Raw genomic sequence first — 18,911 nt, 5'->3', positions numbered from 1 at the left:
GCCTAACCCTGTCCTGATCAGGTCCCAGAATTGGGCCTCGACCGTGCTTGGCAGGGAACGGGGTCCGGGACGGACCATGGCAACATCCTCCTCACTGGAGGTGTTGCGACGACTCCTTGAACCCAAGGCGGGCGGATACCGCTGTGGATCGACCAGACAATTGCGGGAGGGGCCCATTTCGCGACGGCGGGCGGCCACATCAGCAGTCGCGTCGGCACCAAACTGCGGCCAGACGTCCTGAAGTCGAGGCTCAACCGGGAACTGGGCAACCTGCGGCCGGCCGTCCTGAAGCCGAGGCTCAACGGAGAACTCGGCACCAAACCGCGGCCGGCTGTCCAGAAGCCGAGGCTCAACGACAAGCTCGGCGAACCGCGATGGACATCGACGATACCTCGGTAGAGGATGGTCGCATGTCGAAGAAGTCTCGGATCTGGTTGGCCATCGCGCTCGTCCTCGTGCTGCTCGTCGGAGCCGGAGTCTTCGCGCTCGCCCGGCTCCCGATGACCAAGTCCTCCGCCGCCGAGGCTGCCGCCCACGATCTCGCCGAAGAGCAGCTGAGCTCGGACATCTGGCATGAGAAGGATCTCGCCCAAGGACTCTTCGACCGCGTCACGAAAGCGCTGGGCAAGAGAGTCGACCTGCGGTCGGTCTCCGTCGACGACATCACCGAAGCCGACGGCCGGACCATGGCGAGCCTCGAATGGACCTGGGCGAACACCGACGGTGAGGCCTGGCAGTACAGCTCTCAGCTGCCGTTGGAGAAGAACGGACTGTTCTGGTGGGCGAATCTCACGGAGAAGGCCATCCACCCGAAACTGAGCAAGGGCGGCAGCTTCGAACTGCGCGCGAATCCCGGGAAGCGCGGGAACATCCTCGGCGCCGAGGGCGAGGTGCTCATGGAAGAGGGGACGGTCGTCGATATCGGTGTCCACCCGAATCGTTTGGAGCCCGACACCATCGACACGCTCGTCAACGGGCTCAACGACGGCGTCGACTCCCTCGACCTCGACGCCGGTGACATCGAAGACACGGTCGACGATGCCGAAGGCAACCAGCTCGTCCCCGTCGTCACCCTGCGCGAAGACGACTACGGACAAGTCAAAGACGCGATCCACGATCTGCCGGGCGTCCTCTTCTCCGAGGGCACCCAGAACCTGACCCGGTCCCGCGGATTCGCGCAGGCCACCCTCGGTTCGGTCGGGCCCGCCAGCGCCGAAGACATCAAGGAGTCCGACGGCGCGATCATCGCCGGTGACATCGTCGGCCGCACCGGTCTGCAGAAGACCTTCGATGCGCGCCTCAGCGGTCCGGGCAGCGTCGAAGTCTTCGGCAAAGGGGACGCAGCCGATGACAAAGGCGGAAAGACGAAGCTCACGAGCCTGCACGCCTTCGAGCAGAAGGCCGGTGAGGACCTCGAAACCACCCTCGACGTCGATATTCAGACCGCCGCGGACGAGGCAGCGGCGACCGCGAAGAAGCCGGCAGCCGTGGTCGCGATCCGCCCCAGCGATGGACAGGTGCTCGCCGTGGCCAACCATGACCCGGAAGGTGCCGCCTGGGATCGGGCACTGAGCGGCCAATACGCTCCCGGCTCGGTATTCAAGATCGCCTCCGGTTTGGCGCTTCTCGACGGCGGTGTGAAGCCCGGCGACGACATCGACTGCCCGAAGACCGTGAGCATCGGCGGAAAGAAGTTCAAGAATGCCGAAGACGAAGTGCTCGGGTCCGTGAGCTTCGCCGAAGATTTCGCCCATTCGTGCAATACCGCGTTCGTCTCCTCCGGGGACACGGTCGCCGGCGACGAAGTGGCCGACGCCGCCGCCCAACTCGGAATGCTCAGCGATGCCTCCGGATTCGGGGCGAAGATGGCCTCGGTGCCGGTCGCCGACGACGAGGTCACGCATGCCGCACAGATGATCGGCCAGGGCAAGGTGCAGTCGAGCCCGCTGGCCGTGGCGACGATGGCCGCCTCGGTGGAGGCGGGGGAGACGATCAGCCCGCAGCTCATCCTCGGCGAAGCCCTCGACGATGCGAATGCCGACGACGATGGGGCCGCCGGTGATGCTGCCTCCCTCGACGCGGACGCGGCGAAGCAGATCGCGGACATGATGCGCAAGACTGTCACCGCGGGCACCGCCACCGACATCAAGGGCGTTCCCGGTGATCCCGTCCACGGCAAGACCGGAACGGCGGAATACGGCAGCGACACCCCGCCGCGCACCCACTCATGGTTTGCCGGATTTCAGGGTGATCTGGCTGTGGCCGTGCTCGTCGAGGACGGCGGATTCGGCGCCGAGGCGGCCGTCCCGGTGGCTGACGAATTCTTCACCGCCGTCAACTGAGTCCCACTCGGGCCGCATCCGTCGCAAGGCGTCTCCCACCGAGCCGACTTGGCCGCCGAAGTGGTCACAACCGGATACTCTGGCCCAAACTGAGGTCTGAGGCCACAACCGGATACTCTTCGGCGTCAGAAGTATCCGATTGCGACCATTTCTCCCTGGAAGCCGCAGCTACTTCATGCGCAGGGACCGCATCACTGACAGTGCCCCGGTCATGGCCTTCGCGAATGTCTTCTGATCGAGAGGGCCGGCCGGTGCGATCGGGTGGAGGCGCTGCTCGGCGATCGTGTGCGAGTGCATGAACGCAAAGAGTCCTTCGGGCCCGTGCCGGTGGCCCATCCCCGAGGCCTTGACTCCGCCGGCCGGAGCGTCGATGGACCCCCAGCTGGCTGGGTAGACCTCATTGACGTTGACCATTCCGGCTTCGATCTGCCGCGCGATCTCGCGTCCGTGGGAACGGGAGTACACAGAGGCCGAGAGCCCATATTCGCTGTCATTGGCGGCAGCGATGGCCGCGGCGTCTGAGGGCACCGGATAGACGGAGACGACTGGGCCGAATGTCTCCTCGCGGTGCAGCTCCGCTGCGGCGGGAACACCCGTGAGCACGGTCGGGGCATAGAAGTAGGGACCGAGCTCGGGCACCGGGAATCCACCGGCGAGGACCGTGGCTCCGACGCTGCGAGCCTGCTCGACATGTCTGGTGATGGTCTCGAGCTGCTTCGGTCCTGCCAGGGTGCCCATGTCCGGGCCGTACTCGAACTCGGCGCCGAGACGGTAGGCGCGGGCCGCCTCGGCGAAATGGGCGCAGAAGGCCTCGTAGAGGTCCTCGTGGACGTAGATGCGCTCGATGGAGATGCACAGCTGGCCGGCCGAGGAGAACGACCCGCGCACGGCACCTTCGACCGCCTTCGCCAGGTCCGCGTCCGAGGCCACGACCAGGGGATTCTTGCCCCCGAGCTCGAGGGCGGCCGGAAGCAGACGCTGCCCCGCCTCGGCGGCGATCGAGCGTCCCGCGGCGGTCGAGCCGGTGAACGATATCCCATCGGCGCCGGCCATGAGAGCGGGCCCGACCTCGGAGGAGGGGCCGGGCACGAGCTGCCACACCTCCGGCGGCAGACCGGCCGCGATCGCCAGTCGGCGCATGAAGACCGAGGTCAGCGTCGTCGTCGAATCGGGCTTGTGGACGACGGCGTTTCCGGCGGTCAGGGCCGCGAACAGGTCGGTCGCGCCCAAGGTCAGCGGGTAGTTCCACGGTGTGATGAACCCGATCACGCCCAGCGGAGTCCGCGTGACCTCGGTGCGGGTGAGCACGGGGATCGCCCCGCGGCGACGCTCGGGTCGCAGATAGCCGGCGGCCATCACCCCGTAGTGGCGCAGCACATTGAAGGTATCGAGGATCTCGTCATAGGCGTGGATGCGGGCCTTGCCGGTCTCGTACTGGATGATGTCGAGGAGCAGATCCTCGTGGCGGCGCAGCGATGCATGCAGTCGAGTGAGCACCTTCGCCCGGTGCTGAACCGACTGAGCGGCCCATGCGCTGCCGGCGATGCGGGCCGTGGCATAAGCGGCCTCGATATCGCCGGAGGTGTTCCGGGCGAACCGGTCGACCTCGGTGCCGGTGAACGGCTCGACGCCGCGCATCACCTCACCCGAGCCGGAAGCATCAGCGTACGGATCGGTGTCGAGGAAGTCTCGCAGTGCCGCGGTGACGTGCGCGGATGCGGTCCCGGCAGTGCCCGCCGCGGAGGCGTCGGCTGTGGTCTCTGATTTCATCGGCTTCCTCTTCCTGTGACGTAGGTCATCGCAGGCTAGACTACCGAATATGGTTTCGAGTGGTCTCCGGCGTGCGCTGAACGGGACCTGTGCACCCGCCGCCGTCGTCGACCTCGAGGCCTTCGATGCGAACCTCGACGCCCTGGCCGAGCGCGCTCACGGACTGCCGATCCGCCTGGCCACGAAGTCGCTGCGCGTGCCCGCCGCCATCGACCGGGCACTCGCCCATCCCGCCTATTCCGGTGTGCTCGCATATTCCGTCCCCGAGGCGCTCTGCCTCCACGCCCGCGGCATCCGCGATATCGTCATCGGCTATCCCAGCCTCGACCGGCCCGCCCTGACTCGGATGTTCGCCGAGGCGGGAGCGTGCGAGAACATCACCGTGATGATCGATTCCGTAGATCACCTCGACATCATCGAACAGGTCCGCACGACCGTCGCCGAGGCGGGGCGCGGTTCCGTCCCGGACGGGACCGGTCCGGGGGAGACCGGGGCGACCGTCGCCGAGGCGGGAGCCGCCTCGGTGCGGGTGTGCATCGACGTCGATTCCTCGTATCGTCCGGCCGAGTCCTGGTTGGGCGATCGAGTCCATATCGGGGCCAGGCGCTCACCGATCCGTGACGCCAGATCCGCTGTCACGCTCGCCAGGCAGGTTGCGGCCCGGCCCGGGTTCGACCTCGTCGGGATGATGTTCTACGAAGGACAGATCGCCGGCACCGCCGACGCCGGACGCTCGGTGCGGCAGACGATCGTACGGGCCATGCAGAGAGCCTCGATCGCCGAACTCGCCGAACGCCGGGCAACCGTCATCGCCGCAGTGAGTGACGTCGCCGACTTGGCCTTCATCAACGGAGGTGGAACCGGCTCGTTCGAATCGAGCTCCGTCGAAGGCACTCTGACCGAACTCGCCGCCGGTTCCGGCCTCTTCTCCCCAGGGCTCTTCGACGGCTATACGCACTTCCGACACCGCCCGGCCGCCTACTTCGTCAGCCCGGTGGTGCGGCGCCCGGCTCCCGGCTGGGTGACGGTCTTCAAAGGCGGATTCGTCGCCTCCGGAGTCCCCGGCCCCGACCGTCTGCCGACCATCGCCTGGCCACCGGGCCTCGACTACTCGAGTCTCGAGGGACCCGGAGAGGTGCAGACGCCGCTGACGGGGCCGGGTGCTGAGACACTGAGCATCGGCGATCTTGTGTGGTTCCGGCACGCCAAGGCCGGGGAGCTGGCCGAACACTTCAACGAATTCCAGATCGTGTCCCAGGACCGCATCAGCGATTCCTGGACGACCTATCGGGGAGAGGGGCTCGTTCTGTGAGCACAGTGCAGTCAGGACGGAGCGAACGGTCCGATCGGGGCTCGGGCCGAGGCAGGCACGCGTTTCGGAACTGGGCCGGTCACGTCCATGCGCATCCGCACACATTCGCCTGCCCCGCCTCGGCGGAGGAACTATCCGGAATCGTCACGGACGCAGCTGCGGCAGGGGACAGGCTGCGGATCGTCGGGGCCGGACATTCCTTCACCCCCGTGGCCGCAGGCGACGACGTCATGGTCAGCCTCGACGCACTCTCCGGGATCGTCGCCGTCGACGAACCGCGAATGCGGGTGCGCTTCGGCGCCGGCACCCGGCTGCGGGACGTTCCGGCCCTGCTCGAACCCTTCGGCCTGGCCCTGGAGAATCAGGGCGACGTCAACCCCCAGGCCCTGGCCGGTGCGATCTCGACGAGTACGCACGGCACCGGGATCGGGTTCACCGGATTCGCCGGGACCGTCACCGGGCTGAGCCTGATGGGCCCCGACGGTCAGCTGCGGGCACTGTCGGCCGAGGCGGACCCGGAGACCTTCGACCTCGCGCGGGTCAGCCTCGGCGTCCTCGGTGTCATCACCGAGGTCGAGCTCCAGTGCGTGCCGGCATTCGACCTCATCGCCGAGGAGAAGGTGGCCGGATTCGACGAACTCCTCGACGGGCTGACCAAGCGGATGCGCGGGGCCGACCATTTCGAGTTCTACTGGTTCCCGCACACCGATTCGGTGCTGACGAAGACGAACACCCGGGTGGGGCCGGGACAGTCCGGACCGGGCCACCTCGCCGAGGCGGGGGTGCGCAATCGGTGGCTCAACCTCCTCGACAAAGAGGTGGTGGAGAACGGGGCGCTGCGCCTGGCGGTCGAGCTCGGGGCGAAGATCCCGGCCGCGGTGCCCCCGATCAATCGCATCGCCCAGTCCGTCGTCGCGGATCGGACGTACCGGGCGCCGGGGCATGATGTGTTCGTGACCCCACGCCGGGTGCGGTTCAATGAGATGGAGTACGCACTGCCCTTCGCCGCCGGGCCCGAAGCGATTCGGGAGATCCGCGAGACCATCGAGGCCAAGGGCTGGTCGATCTCCTTCCCGCTCGAGGTGCGGTGTGCGGCCGCCGATGATGTGCCGCTGTCGACGGCGTCTGGGCGGGAGACGATGTACATCGCCGTCCATCGCTTCATCAAGGAGGACTTCGCGGAGTACTTCCGCGTCATCGAGGAGATTCTGTGCCGGCACGGCGGCCGGCCCCACTGGGGCAAGATCCACACACGCACGGCCGCTGAACTGTCCGAACTCTATCCGCGTTTCGCGGACTTCTGCGCCCTGCGGACCCGCCTGGACCCGGAGGCCATGTTCGGCAACCGCTTCACAGACTCACTGTTCGGTCTCACCCGGCGCTGAGGGCCGGGCACGTGGTACTCAGCGCGTGTTGCTCAGTGCGAGGTGCCGGCGGCCGCTCGGAGCCAGTCGAAGATCTCCGGCCAGGCCTCCTCGGCGATGGATCTGCGCATGAGGCCGTGATGCCCGATGTGCTCGGTGCCGAGCTCTGCGGGGGAGATGGTCCGCCGCGTCACCGGCGCCAGCCGTAGGCGGTCGGTGAGCGCATCGATCTGTGCAGGAGCCGCCCACAGATCGTCGGTCGTGCCGACGGAGAGCACCGGGGCACGCAGCCGGGCGATGCGCGCCTCGGCGTCGAAAGTCGGATCGTCGAAGAAGAAGTGAGGCCGTCGCAGCCAGCTCGTCCACTCATAGAGCGCGGCGGCGGGGATGTCTTCGCCGAGGCCCACCCGGCTGCCCGGCATGTACCCGAGCAGGCGGGTGACGGCCCTGCCCGCGACCCCGAGCCCGACTCCGACGCGCAGGCGCTCGCCGCGGGGAGCGATGTCGCGAGTCGCCGCCATATGAGTGGCGATGGTGACGATGCCGCTGAGCCGCTCGCCGCCGCAGCCCAAGAGCAGGGCGTGGCCGCCGACGCTGTGACCCAACGCGACTTGTGGCAGATCGGGGAAGGAGGCCTCGGCCCAGGCGGCCGCGGCCGAGACGTCCTCGAGCATCCAGTCGCGCATGCGGATGTGCCGATGGGCGCGGGCCGTGGCACGGTCTCCGACTCCGCGGAAGCCGTACGTGATCACGGCGAACCCGCTGGCGGCGGCCGCCTCGGCGAAGGAGAAGTAGAAGCGTTCCGGAGTCGCGGTGGCCGGGTGGATCGTCAGCACTGCTTGCGCAGCGCCCTCGGGGAGGAGGAGATGCCCCTCGAGCTCGCTGGGACCGTACCGGCTCGAGACCGGAATGCGCAGGGCCTGTGGCGTGAGCGTGTCCATGCGTTCAAAGCGTAATGACTCGGAGACAGGAATGCTACTGATCGGTAATGATGGTGGATCGCGCATCCTCGCAGCGTCCGGGTCAGCTGGTACGCTCGGGCCATGGCAGCGTCGGATCGGAACCATCCTGCATCACCCGCCCTTGCGACCAGCCGAGAGCGGGAGAGGGGCCGGCGCAGGTCGATGTTCGTCGCCGCCTTCGGCACCGTCGTCGAATGGTACGACTTCTCGATCTTCTTCTACGTCGCCACGACCCTGACCAAGGAGTTCTTCGGCGATCAGACGGACTCTCTGCTGCTCACCCTCGGGGTCGGCGCGGCGGGATTCCTCTTCCGGCCCTTGGGCGCGATGGTCTTCGGCCACCTCGGTGATCGGATCGGACGCAGGTCCACGCTCATCATCTCCGCGGTCCTCATGGCGATCTCCATGCTCGGGATCGCGGTGATCCCGAACTATGACGCGATCGGCATCTGGGCGGGTGTCCTCATGGTCACTCTGCGCTGCCTGTCCGGGTTCTCCGTCGGCGCCGAATACACCGGCATCATGGTCTTCCTCATGGAGTCGGCGGGTCCTGGCAAACGCGGACTCGCCGCCAGCTGGGCGGCGGCCAACAGCGAGGTCGGTGCGCTCCTGGCGGTGGGGTCCGGTGCGCTTTTGGCGAATACGCTCAGCCCCGAGGCGATGGATTCGTGGGGCTGGCGGCTGCTGTTCGTCCTCGGTGCCGTGCTCGCCATACTCATGGTTCCGCTGCGATCGATGATGGAGGAGACCGAGACCTTCAAACGCCTGCAGCAGGCGGAGAAGGAGAAGACGGACACCGCGCTCGAGCGCTCCCCGCTCATCACCGCGATCCTCGAACAGCCGCGGGCGATCCTCGTCGCCTTCCTCATCTCCTCGATCGGCTCGGTCAGCTACTTCCTCAACATCACCTATGTGCCCACGTACATCGAAGAGGTGGCGAAGGTTCCGAACTCCGGTTCCCTGGCACTGGGTACGGTCGCTGCTGTCGTCGCCATCGTCGTCACCCCGTTCTTCGGTCTCGCCTCGGACAAATTCGGACGCAAGCCCGCCCTGGCCGTACTCATGGCAGTCTTCGTGTTCACGATCATTCCTGCCTACGCTCTGCTGGGCGGCAGCTCCTCAAGTGGGGCGGTCTTCGGCGTTGCGTTTCTGGCGATCCCAGCGGCCGGGTGGAGCGCGGTCGCCGCGGCCATGGTGCCCGAGCAGTTCACCGGCACGAGCCGGTTCTCCGGCATGGCGATCGGCTACAACGTCGCCACAGTCCTCTTCGGCGGACTCTCGCCGCTCATCGCCACGGCGCTGATGTCCTCGACGGGCATCAACCTGGCGCCGGCGATCTATGCCACCGTCGTCATCGTCGTCGCCGGTGTTCCCACCCTCATCCTCGCCCGCAGCATGGGGAAGAAGACCCTCGCGGAGGTGGACGCGGACAGGCATCTCGTGCCCGCCTGACGCTGTGGTCGGGGTTGTCCCGATGGGGTGGTGCGATGTCTGCCTCGGGTGGCGGACTGCCGGCTGAGGGTCGTGCGGTGTCCGCGTGGGACAGCGCGGTGTCCGCTTGGTGTGGCGACGCAGTGTCCGTTTCGTGTGGCGCGGCACTCTGAGGAGGGCGCCGAATCGGGGGCTGCGCCGGATCGGTGACAGACGTTGCCGTTCTGCCACACGCTGCGCACGCATCGAGCGCGATGAGCTCATAAGTTGGTTTCAGAACACGCATTCGGGCGATCTGCTCCCGGGTGTGAGAGACCGATCAAGGAGTCATCATGAAACGCACGAAGCGCGCCGCCTTCACCGCCGCCGCCCTGCTCAGCTGCACACTCGCCTTCTCAGGCTGTTCGCTCATCAGCCAAGTCGTGCCGGACCAGGACGGAACCGCCGGAGAGCAGGCCGAAGCCGACGGTCAGCAGACCGAGGGCCAGCAGCCGGCCGGAGAGAACGAAGCCGCGCAGGACACGGGTGCGGGCGAAGACTCCTCCGATTCGGGAACGTCCTCCACGGCCGAGGGCACATCGACCGGAACCGACGGTTCGAACAGCGGAACCGCAGGCTCGGACGACGGGACGACCGGTTCGGACGCAGCACAGTCGTCTGGCAGCCAAGCCGAGGTCAGCATCGGCGAAAGCTTCGAGGACCCGGAGATGCAGGACAAGATCGAGGTGCTCTCGGCCGTGCGGAACTTCGACTCGTCCAAGAAGGCCACATCCATCGAACTCGGCGGCGAAGTCGTCCTCCTCGAGGTCAAGATCACCCCTGGACAGAAATACAGCGGACTCATCCAATCGGGTGCCTTCAAGATCTCCGACGACGGAGGTGCCGACTATCGATACGACCAGACCGACGGTGTCGAAGCCGAGATGAAGGCCGCCGGATACGAACCCTTTGAAGATGTGACTCGCCGCGACGGCGGAACTCACCAGGGCTGGCTCGCCTACGTTCCCGACGAGAAGCAGGACACCTACACGATTCGGTACGAACGCGGAGCCGGCAAGGTGATGGGAACCGACGAGAAGATCCCGGAATTCACCACGACCTTCGACATTCCCTCCGCCTGATCTCAGGCAGGCGGGGCCGCCTGCGACGGGTGACTTCTGTCGATCATCGAAAGACGCATCGGGGCCGGCTTCCGAATTCGGAAACCGGCCCCGATGCGTCGTCAGTGTTTCGTATCAGCCTTCGCTGAAGGCCTTCCAGTCCGAGACCTCGGCCTCGGCGAGCTGAGCTGCCACACCCGTGTAGGTGGCAGGGGTCAGCGCCTTGAGCAGTTCGGCACGCTCTTCGGGCAGCCCGAGACCGTCGACGAACTTCTGCAGATCGGACTGGTTGATGCGCTTGCCGCGAGTGAGTTCCTTGAGCGTTTCGTACGGGTTGTCCATTCCCGGCACACCCTGCAGACCGGCGGCACGCATGACCGATTGGACGGCTTCACCGAGGACCTCCCAGTTGCTGTCGAGGTCGGCGGCCAGAGCCTCCTCGTTGATGGCGAGGGCGCCGAGTCCCTTGACCAGGTTGTTGAGTGCGAGCACCGAGTGACCGAATGCGACGCCGATATTGCGCTGCGAGGTCGAGTCGGTGAGGTCGCGCTGCATCCGCGAGGTGATCAGCGTCGACCCCAGGGAATCGAGCAGGGCGCACGAGAGCTCGAGGTTCGCCTCGGCGTTTTCGAACCGGATCGGGTTGACCTTGTGCGGCATCGTCGACGAACCGGTCGCACCGGCGACGGGGATCTGTTTGAAGTAGCTCATCGAGATGTAGGTCCACATATCGGTGGCCAGATTGTGTGCGATCCGATTGAACCGGGCGATATCGGCGAACAGCTCGGCGTTCCAATCATGGGACTCGATCTGTGTGGTCAGAGAGTTGAAGGTCAGCCCGAGGCGGTCTTCGACGAAGGTGCGGGCGATCTGCGGCCAATCGGCTCCCGGCACTGCGGCCAGATGAGCTGAGTAGGTGCCGGTGGCGCCGTTGATCTTGCCGAGGAACTCGGTGGACGCGATGCGTTCGTACTGGCGGCGCAGGCGATGGATGAAGACCGCGAGTTCCTTGCCCATCGTCGTCGGAGTGGCCGGCTGGCCGTGGGTGTGGGCGAGCATCGGAACCTCGGCCAGCTCCGTGGCGGACTCGGCGAGAGCGTCGATGAGAGCCTTCGCGCGGGGCAGCCACACCTGTTCGGTGGCCCCCTTGATCCCCAGCGCCCAGGACAGGTTGTTGATGTCTTCGGACGTGCAGCAGAAGTGGACGAGCTCGCCGAGGTCTTCGGCGCCGATCGTCACTAGGGCTTCTTTGATTGTGTACTCGACGGCCTTGACGTCATGGACGGTGACCGCTTCGTGGGAGGCCAGGGTGGCGATGGTGTCGGCGTCGAAGTCGGCTGCGAAGTCGCGCAGACCGTCGACCTCGTCGGGGGTGAGGGTGCGCACACCCTCGATCACAGAGTTCTGTGCGAGGTGGATGAACCACTCGATCTCCACCGTGATGCGGTTGCGGTTCAGTGCCGCCTCGGAGAGGTGATCGACGAGGTCAGCGGTGTCTTTGCGGTAGCGACCATCAAGCGGTCCGAGTGCGATGGCGGGCGAGATTTCGGCAAGGGAAACAGTCGGCATGCCCTCATTTTCTCATGAGCGGCGAAACGGGGCGGCACCCGTCCGGACCTACCGACAGGTAGGTGAAGGCCGAGGATGGGACTCGGACGTCGCCGCCTGTGGATTCGATGGTGACTTCGGCATCTGTGGCCCGTGGATGCCGAAGGCTCGTCCCCAGCCCTGAAACCGAGGCTTCCGCTCTCGGTCCGTGCCCTCCTACGGTCGAGTGAATCGGACACGGATGCCGAACAGACAGGTAGGAGGGCAGAGGCATGATCACGGACGAGTTGGAGCGCAATCGCAAGCAGTGGCGACGGCGAGCGGAAGTGCTGCACTCCTTGGCGCAGAGCTGCCGAGAGATCGACGGTTGGGATTCGCCGGCGGGGAGGCTGCTTGATGACCGGGTGGCCTCGTGCGCGGAGTCCATCGACGAGTTGGGTGAGCGGGCGGAGAAGCTCGCTGAGGCCTATGACCTCCATCTCCAGGTCGTGTCGGTGGGAGGGCGGATCCAACTGTGACTGCCCAATCTGCCTCCGCCGGAGTCGACAGCTGGATCGTCGTCGACCTCGACCGGATCAGCAGGCTGCCCGAGCGGCTGCGCCGGCTCTGGCCGCCCGATCTGCTCCCGCGCCGGGCCGATCGGGAGTCCCGAGCCGGGCCGACCGAGATGGGAGAAGCCAGAGCTGACAGGAGAACCGACGCTGCCGGGGGAGCCGACATGTCGGGCGAGGAGACCGGCACGGCTGGCAGGGAGACCGACGCAGCCGCCGGGGAGGCCGGCACGGCTCCGGGGAACTCCGGCACAGCCTCGGGAAAGGGTGCGGCCTCGGGAAGGGATGCGGCCGGTGGCCGAGGAGCGAAACGGGAACTCGATGTGCTCACCGCCTGGCTGCGAGGATTCGCCTCCGAACTCGACCGGGTGAGCACGCGCATCAGCGTCGTCGTGTCATCAGGAGTCGAAACCGTCCACCTGGGGCTATGCCTGGGTCCGGGCATCGGGCATGCGATCTTGGCGCTGCAGGGCGAGGGGCTTGAGGACTTCGCGCAGCACCAGCTGCTGCGCCGGATCGAGCCGGGACGGATCGGGCATGTCGTCGAGGATCTCGCCGAGCTCGTCGAACACGACTGTGTTCTCACGCTCAGCTGGGCCTCCGGACCGGGGGCCACAGGACTGGAGTTCCTGCGCCGAAAGGGCGGGGCCTGGTTCCGACCAGTCATCGAGCGTGCCGGCGATTCCGTCAGCGTCGATGACGGAATCGCCGCAGGGGACGGAGCGGTGCGGATGCTCCTGAGCACCGTGCTCACCCGGACGCTGACGGCAGGAGCCCCGAATTGACCGCAGCAGGCTCTGACGAGGATCGATCCGAACTCGAGCGAACCGGGACATGAGGAGAGACCCGCGATGATCGATTCGACAACGCGTGGCGGTGGGCGGATCACCGTCGACGACCGCGCCGATGACAGCGGAGACGCACTGCAGACCGTCATCACCGACGTCGGCGACCTGGCTGTCGAGGCAGCTGTCGGGGACTTCGATCTCGCGACCCTGCTCACTCAGGTTCCGGCGCCGGTGACGGCGCTCAACCTCGATGCCTGCCGGATCCGATTCCACAGCCAGCTGGCCGCCTCGGTGCTCGAGCTCGAGGCCACGCTGCTCGCCGTTCGGGCCGCTGCCTTCGCGTACCGTCAGGCAGAGAAGGGGCTCAGCGAGGTCTTCGGCGGACTGCTCGACGCGCTCGGCTACGCGACCGGACGGATCATCGCCCTCAGCCTGCCCGTCATCATTCCCGTCGCGCTCGTCGTCGGCGCCCAAGTCGTCGTGGTCACGAAGATCCTCGACGCCACCGGACTCGACGATGTCATCTCCAAGCAGTTCGGGATCGACCTGGGCAAGACGAAGGCGAATGCGAAGGAAGCACTGATCACGTTCGTGTTCGAACAGTCCGACGTCAGTGGGGCCATCATCGAACACGTCCTGCCGGGCATCGTCGTCGGATTCATAGGACTGCCTCCGTCCGTCCTCAACACCGAAGGCGATCACGCGTTCTGGCCGCACGACTCGACGTCGATGACGGTCTGGGCGCTGGCCGGTGCGAACGCGTTCGGTCTGCTGCTGCCTTCTGACGTCGAGGTGTGGAGAGCGAAGGGGCTGACTCCGCCGCACAAGGAACCGCCGCGTGATGTCGAAGACCTCTTCATCCGCGAAGCGAACTGCCACCGCGGAGCCGATTCCGGGCAGGTCCGCATCGAGGAGATCGTCGGCCCGGATGGGACGACCCGCTATATCGTCTACGTCCCTGCCACCACCGACTGGTCTGCGAAGTCCGGGGACAATACGACGGACCTGACGACGAACGTGCAGGGCATGGCCGGAAATGACACGGCGATGCGCGAAATGGTGCGTCAAGCCATCGCCGACGCCGGCATCGGGCACAATGCCGAGGTGATGCTCGTCGGCTATTCGCAGGGAGGCATCACTGCCGGCTCACTGGCTGCGGATCCGGCGTTCCTCGACGATGTCAACGTCACGGCGCTGATGACGGTCGGTGCTCCGGTCTCTGATTTCCCCATCGACTCCGGAATCGACGTGCTCTCGATCGAACACGAACAGGACCTCGTGCCCGACCTCGACGGCAACGAGAATCCGGCGACGAAGAACTGGTCGACGGTCACCGTCGACTACGACCCGGACGAACTGCGCAGAGCCCCCGAGCTCGCGGACAAAACCAATGCCGAACTCGATGCGATGTTCGCGTCGGCCGGAGCGGCGCACTCCTCCGTGGCCTATGCCGCCTCGATCGGACTGCTGCTGCGGGCCGGGAATTCCGGCTTCGACCGGTTCACCTCGAAGAACTCGGGGTTCTTCACCGGCGACCTCACGAAGACGCGCGACTACCAGGGCAAGCGCAAACGCCACTGAACCCGGCTCTCGCGGAACCTGGACCCGACCACGCAGGGAGAGTGCCGCCTCGGCGCGCGGACACGGTACACGGGAACTGAACTCGATCACGCAGGGAAGGACCGCCTCGGTGTGCGGCTGGACTGCACGGAACCGGAACTCGACCAGCCAGGGGAGGACCACCTCGGTGCTCGGACGTGCGTTGGTCGGACGGTGGAGCATCTCTGCCGTGATCGACAATTGTCCACGGAACGCTTTGGAACTGAACCACATGTGTCGAGCTCGGGCCATAGTCTGTTCCTGACCTGCACTTTTGATACTCGAACCGCATGGGGAGAGTGGCAAGCAGTGAGTGGATTCGGTACTGTTATACCACCTGTGAATCAGATCACTCGAGGGCGAGTTCTCACATCCGAGGCCCTGCCCGACGGACACGGTCCACCACTGGTCACCTCCGGTGAAGATGGACCTCGAACAAAGGAGAACTGAAATGACCTCCAACATTTCAGTGGGAACCGGGGCTGCCCACAGTCAGTCCCAGGAGCCCAGAATGATTCAGATGCTCACCGAAGACGGAAATCGCGTCGAATCCGGTGAGTACGATGCCTTCGCGGCAGAACTCACCGATGAGGATCTGCGCGGCTTCTACCGGGACATGGTCCTGGTGCGCCGCATCGACGCCGAAGGAGCTGCCCTGCAGCGTCAGGGACAGCTGGGCCTCTGGGCTCCGCTGTTCGGACAGGAAGCAGCCCAGATCGGCATGGGACGGGCAGCCCGCCCTCAAGACTTCGTCTTCCCCACCTACCGCGAACACGGCCTCGCCTACACCCGCGGTGTCGAACCCGAAACCCTGCTGAGCATCTTCCGCGGTCAGAACCACGGCGGCTGGGACCCGCAGGAGCACCGGTTCCACACATACACCATCGTCATCGGTTCGCAGGCCCTGCATGCCACCGGCTACGCCATGGGCGTGAGCATGGACGGCGACGTCGGCACCGGTGACATCGAACGCGACACCGTGTCGATCGCCTGTTTCGGCGACGGTGCGACCTCGCAGGGGGATGTCTCCGAAGCGCTGACCTTCGCCGGAGCCTTCCACGCCCCGGTCCTGTTCTTCTGCCAGAACAACCAGTGGGCCATCTCCGAACCCACGCACGTCCAGACCGCTGCACCGCTGTCCACCCGCGGCGAAGGATTCGGAGTCCCCGGCATCCGCGTCGACGGCAACGACATCATCGCGATGTACTCCGTCGCCCGCGCCAGCCTCGACTCCGTGCGCGCCGGCCACGGCCCGATGCTCATCGAAGCCTTCACCTACCGTCGCGGTGCCCACACCACTGCTGACGATCCGACGAAGTACCGTGACAAGGCCGAAGAGGAGATCTGGGAGGACCGCGACCCGATCACCCGCCTCAAGGCATACCTGGACAATCACACCGAGACCAGCGAAGAGTTCTTCGCCGAGGTGGACGCCGAGGCCGACACCCTCGCCGCCCGCATCCGCCACAACTGCATGACCATGGAGAACCCCGACCCGACCGAGATGTTCGCCCACGTCACTGCAGAGCCCCACTCCCTCGTCGACGAGGAACGTGCCGAATTCCTGGCATACCAGGCCTCGTTCGCCGATGCGGGTGAGGCCTGATGGAGAAACTTCCCCTCTCTAAGGCGATCACCGCCGGAATGCGCAAGGCCATGGAGGACGACCCGAAGGTCGTCCTCATCGGTGAGGACATCGGCAAACTCGGCGGCGTCTTCCGCGTCACCGAGGGCCTGCAGAAGGACTTCGGCCCGCAGCGCGTCATCGATGCCCCGCTGGCCGAGTCCGGCATCGTCGGCACCTCGATCGGCATGGCCATCCGCGGCTACCGTCCGGTCATCGAGATCCAGTTCGACGCCTTCATCTTCCCGGCCTACGACCAGATCGTCACTCAGGTGGCGAAGCTGTACAACCGCACCCTGGGCAAAGAGAACATCCCGCTGGTCATCCGCGTCCCCTACGGCGGCGGCATCGGCTCACCCGAACACCACTCGGAGAGCCCGGAGACCGTGTTCGCCCACCACGCCGGCCTGCGGCTGATCTCCCCGTCGAACGCTCATGACGCCTACTGGATGATCCAGGACGCGATCAAGAGCGAGGACCCGGTGATGTTCTTCGAACCCAAGCGCCGCTACTGGATGCGTGGGGACGTCGACACCTCCGCCCGGGGCGAACTGGGCATGCACGACGCCCGAGTCGTGTCCGAAGGCGCCGATGTCACCCTCGTCGCCTACGGCCCGCTGGTCCCGACCGCGCAGGACGTGGTCACCGCGGCCGCCGAAGAGGGCAAGAGCGTCGAACTCATCGATCTGCGCAGCCTCAACCCGATCGACTTCACTGCGATCGAGAAGTCCGTGACCAAGACCGGCCGGCTCGTCGTCGCCCATGAGGCCCCGACCTTCCTGGGGCTGGGCTCGGAGATCGCCGCGCGCATCACCGAACGCTGCTTCTTCAACCTCGAAGCTCCGGTCATCCGGGTCGGCGGCTATCACACCCCGTACCCCGGTTCGCGGATGGAAGAGCATTACCTGCCCGACCTCGATCGCATCTTCGACGGTGTCGATCGGGCCCTGTCCTACTGATTTCGAGGAGAGTCAAGAATGTCATTCGAATTTCCTCTTCCCGACGTCGGTGAGGGCCTGACCGAGGCCGACATCGTCGCGTGGAAGGTCGCCCCCGGCGACACCGTCACAGTCAACCAGATCCTCGTCGAGATCGAGACCGCGAAGTCGCTCGTCGAGCTGCCCAGCCCGCAGGCCGGCACCGTCGGTGCGCTGTTGGTCGAGGAAGGTCAGACCATCGAGGTCGGCACCCCGATCATCCGGTTCGGCGGAGATGATTCCAGCACCGAGGCGGCCCCCGCCTCCGCCGGTGCGCCCGCTTCCGGTGCGGCCGAGGAATCCGGGGGTGCCGACGGCGGAGCCACACTCGTCGGCTACGGCGCGAAGGAGACGTCGGCGAAGCGTCGTCCGCGCAAGGGCGCTGCCGTCCCGGCACCTGCCGCTTCAGCCGCACCGACGGCCCCTCCCTCAGCTCCGGCGCCAGCGGCCTCGCCTGCGTCGGCAGCTCCGGCCCCAGCGGCCTCGCCTGCACCGGCAGCACCCCCTGCGCCCTCTGCAGCTCCAGCTGCGGAAGCGCAGCCTGCGTCGGCACCTGCCTCGCCGGGTAGGCCGCTGGCAAAGCCTCCCGTGCGGAAGCTTGCGAAGGATCTGGGCGTCGACCTGTCCCGGGTCGTTCCGACCGGTCCCCACGGCGACGTCACCCGCGACGATGTCCACGCCGCCGCGAGCCAGACGACGGCTCCCACGGCGGATGCGACGGCACCGGCAGCCGCCTCGGCGAGTGATTTGGGAGCGCTCGAGGAGCGGATCCCGTTCAAGGGCGTGACGAAGATGATGGCCAAGGCCATGGTCGACTCGGCATTCACGATGCCGCACGTTACCGAGTTCCTCGACGTCGACGTCACCGAGACGATGGCCATGGTCCGCCGGCTGAAGTCGACGAAGTTCCTCGGCGAGGACGTCAAGGTCTCGCCGCTGCTCATCGTCGCCAAGGCAGTGGCCTGGGCAGTTGGACGCAACCCGCGGATCAATTCGTGCCTCGACGGCGACGAGATCGTGGTGAAGAAATACGTCAACCTCGGCATCGCCGCGGCCACCCCGCGCGGGCTCATCGTGCCCAACATCAAGAACGCGCAGGCCAAGGGGCTGGGTGAACTGGCACAGGGCATCCAGGACCTCACCGCCCTGGCGCGGTCGGGCAAGACGCCGCCGGCCGATCAGGCGGGCGGCACGATCACGATCACGAACGTCGGAGTCTTCGGAGTCGATGCCGGTACGCCGATCATCAACCCGGGTGAGGCCGCGATCCTCGCATTCGGGCAGGTTCGGAAGAAGCCTTGGGTCGTCGACGATGCGATCGTTCCGCGTGAGATCACCACGCTCTCAGTCAGCGCCGATCACCGTGTCGTCGACGGCGAGATCATCTCGAAGTTCCTCGCCGACGTCGGGCGGGGCCTGGAGGACCCGACCCTGATGCTGGCCTGAGGGCTGAGGTTCCTCGAAACACCGGCAGAGGGCCGAGACCACTGTGTGTGCAACGTGGTCTCGGCGCTCCGTCGTTGTCTCGGTGCGGCTGAGCGCT

General features: G+C 66.4%; 14 protein-coding genes. 11 read left to right on the top strand and 3 right to left on the bottom strand.

Going from position 1 to position 18,911, the window contains the following annotated elements:
- The first annotated feature begins 410 nt into the window (after positions 1-410).
- Entirely contained in the window at positions 411-2,342 is a 1,932-nt protein-coding gene (locus EB835_RS08155) for a penicillin-binding transpeptidase domain-containing protein (protein ID WP_168216662.1), read from the top strand.
- Between the two features lie 168 nt (positions 2,343-2,510).
- Here the strand turns inward: EB835_RS08155 and EB835_RS08150 are convergent, their stop codons facing one another.
- Entirely contained in the window at positions 2,511-4,112 is a 1,602-nt protein-coding gene (locus EB835_RS08150) for a succinic semialdehyde dehydrogenase (RefSeq protein ID WP_135808965.1), read from the bottom strand.
- Positions 4,113-4,161: 49 nt separating this feature from the next.
- On the opposite strand from EB835_RS08150, the gene EB835_RS08145 reads away from it, so the two are divergent.
- Positions 4,162-5,424: an amino acid deaminase/aldolase gene (locus tag EB835_RS08145; RefSeq protein ID WP_135808964.1), complete on the top strand. Its 1,263-nt coding sequence runs from the start codon at positions 4,162-4,164 to the stop codon at positions 5,422-5,424.
- Positions 5,421-6,809 (top strand): D-arabinono-1,4-lactone oxidase, encoded by a 1,389-nt coding sequence (locus EB835_RS08140; RefSeq protein WP_240688630.1) that lies wholly within the window; start codon positions 5,421-5,423, stop codon positions 6,807-6,809. Before EB835_RS08145 ends, EB835_RS08140 begins: the two co-directional genes overlap by 4 nt.
- 32 nt (positions 6,810-6,841) lie before the next feature.
- Here EB835_RS08140 and EB835_RS08135 read toward each other — a convergent pair whose 3' ends face one another.
- On the bottom strand, positions 6,842-7,729 hold the full coding sequence (locus EB835_RS08135) for an alpha/beta hydrolase family protein (RefSeq protein WP_168216661.1): 888 nt from the start codon (positions 7,727-7,729) through the stop codon (positions 6,842-6,844).
- A gap of 102 nt (positions 7,730-7,831) precedes the next feature.
- Between EB835_RS08135 and EB835_RS08130 the strand changes: the two genes are divergently transcribed.
- Both EB835_RS08130 and EB835_RS08125 read left to right on the top strand, forming a co-directional pair.
- The gene (locus EB835_RS08130; protein WP_135808962.1) at positions 7,832-9,202 is read left to right on the top strand and encodes an MFS transporter; all 1,371 of its coding nucleotides are present in this window, start codon (positions 7,832-7,834) and stop codon (positions 9,200-9,202) included.
- A gap of 311 nt (positions 9,203-9,513) precedes the next feature.
- Positions 9,514-10,302 (top strand): transcriptional regulator, encoded by a 789-nt coding sequence (locus tag EB835_RS08125; protein WP_135808961.1) that lies wholly within the window; start codon positions 9,514-9,516, stop codon positions 10,300-10,302.
- Between the two features lie 114 nt (positions 10,303-10,416).
- Here EB835_RS08125 and purB read toward each other — a convergent pair whose 3' ends face one another.
- Positions 10,417-11,850, bottom strand: a complete 1,434-nt coding sequence (gene purB, locus EB835_RS08120; protein WP_135808960.1) for an adenylosuccinate lyase — start codon at positions 11,848-11,850, stop codon at positions 10,417-10,419.
- Positions 11,851-12,101: 251 nt separating this feature from the next.
- Between purB and EB835_RS08115 the strand changes: the two genes are divergently transcribed.
- The 6 genes from EB835_RS08115 (at position 12,102) to EB835_RS08090 (ending at position 18,814) form a co-directional block, all read left to right on the top strand.
- Positions 12,102-12,347 (top strand): hypothetical protein, encoded by a 246-nt coding sequence (locus EB835_RS08115; RefSeq protein WP_135808959.1) that lies wholly within the window; start codon positions 12,102-12,104, stop codon positions 12,345-12,347.
- On the top strand, positions 12,344-13,165 hold the full coding sequence (locus EB835_RS08110) for a hypothetical protein (RefSeq protein WP_135808958.1): 822 nt from the start codon (positions 12,344-12,346) through the stop codon (positions 13,163-13,165). The genes EB835_RS08115 and EB835_RS08110 overlap by 4 nt, the downstream gene beginning before the upstream one ends.
- Before the next feature lie 66 nt (positions 13,166-13,231).
- Positions 13,232-14,749 carry a hypothetical protein gene (locus EB835_RS08105; protein ID WP_135808957.1) on the top strand — a complete coding sequence of 506 codons (1,518 nt, stop codon included), beginning with the start codon at positions 13,232-13,234 and terminating at the stop codon, positions 14,747-14,749.
- A 469-nt stretch (positions 14,750-15,218) separates the two neighbouring features.
- Entirely contained in the window at positions 15,219-16,373 is a 1,155-nt protein-coding gene (gene pdhA / locus EB835_RS08100) for a pyruvate dehydrogenase (acetyl-transferring) E1 component subunit alpha (RefSeq protein ID WP_135808956.1), read from the top strand.
- Entirely contained in the window at positions 16,373-17,350 is a 978-nt protein-coding gene (locus EB835_RS08095; RefSeq protein ID WP_135808955.1) for an alpha-ketoacid dehydrogenase subunit beta, read from the top strand. The genes pdhA and EB835_RS08095 overlap by 1 nt, the downstream gene beginning before the upstream one ends.
- 18 nt (positions 17,351-17,368) lie before the next feature.
- A complete protein-coding gene (locus tag EB835_RS08090; protein WP_135808954.1) occupies positions 17,369-18,814 on the top strand; it encodes a dihydrolipoamide acetyltransferase family protein in 1,446 nt (481 codons plus the stop codon).
- The last annotated feature ends 97 nt before the right edge of the window (positions 18,815-18,911 follow it).

It is taken from the genome of Brevibacterium sp. S22, assembly GCF_004745485.1.
In the GTDB taxonomy this organism is placed as follows: domain Bacteria; phylum Actinomycetota; class Actinomycetes; order Actinomycetales; family Brevibacteriaceae; genus Brevibacterium.
This window is presented reverse-complemented; position numbering and strand designations above follow the sequence as displayed.

Coding starts and splice junctions, on each gene's coding strand:
- EB835_RS08155 (WP_168216662.1), top strand. CDS start 411: ATGTCGAAGAAGTCTCGGATCTGGTTGGCCATCGCGCTCGTCCTCGTG.
- EB835_RS08150 (WP_135808965.1), bottom strand. CDS start 4,112: ATGAAATCAGAGACCACAGCCGACGCCTCCGCGGCGGGCACTGCCGGG.
- EB835_RS08145 (WP_135808964.1), top strand. CDS start 4,162: ATGGTTTCGAGTGGTCTCCGGCGTGCGCTGAACGGGACCTGTGCACCC.
- EB835_RS08135 (WP_168216661.1), bottom strand. CDS start 7,729: ATGGACACGCTCACGCCACAGGCCCTGCGCATTCCGGTCTCGAGCCGG.
- EB835_RS08130 (WP_135808962.1), top strand. CDS start 7,832: ATGGCAGCGTCGGATCGGAACCATCCTGCATCACCCGCCCTTGCGACC.
- EB835_RS08125 (WP_135808961.1), top strand. CDS start 9,514: ATGAAACGCACGAAGCGCGCCGCCTTCACCGCCGCCGCCCTGCTCAGC.
- purB (WP_135808960.1), bottom strand. CDS start 11,850: ATGCCGACTGTTTCCCTTGCCGAAATCTCGCCCGCCATCGCACTCGGA.
- EB835_RS08115 (WP_135808959.1), top strand. CDS start 12,102: ATGATCACGGACGAGTTGGAGCGCAATCGCAAGCAGTGGCGACGGCGA.
- EB835_RS08105 (WP_135808957.1), top strand. CDS start 13,232: ATGATCGATTCGACAACGCGTGGCGGTGGGCGGATCACCGTCGACGAC.
- pdhA (WP_135808956.1), top strand. CDS start 15,219: ATGACCTCCAACATTTCAGTGGGAACCGGGGCTGCCCACAGTCAGTCC.
- EB835_RS08095 (WP_135808955.1), top strand. CDS start 16,373: ATGGAGAAACTTCCCCTCTCTAAGGCGATCACCGCCGGAATGCGCAAG.
- EB835_RS08090 (WP_135808954.1), top strand. CDS start 17,369: ATGTCATTCGAATTTCCTCTTCCCGACGTCGGTGAGGGCCTGACCGAG.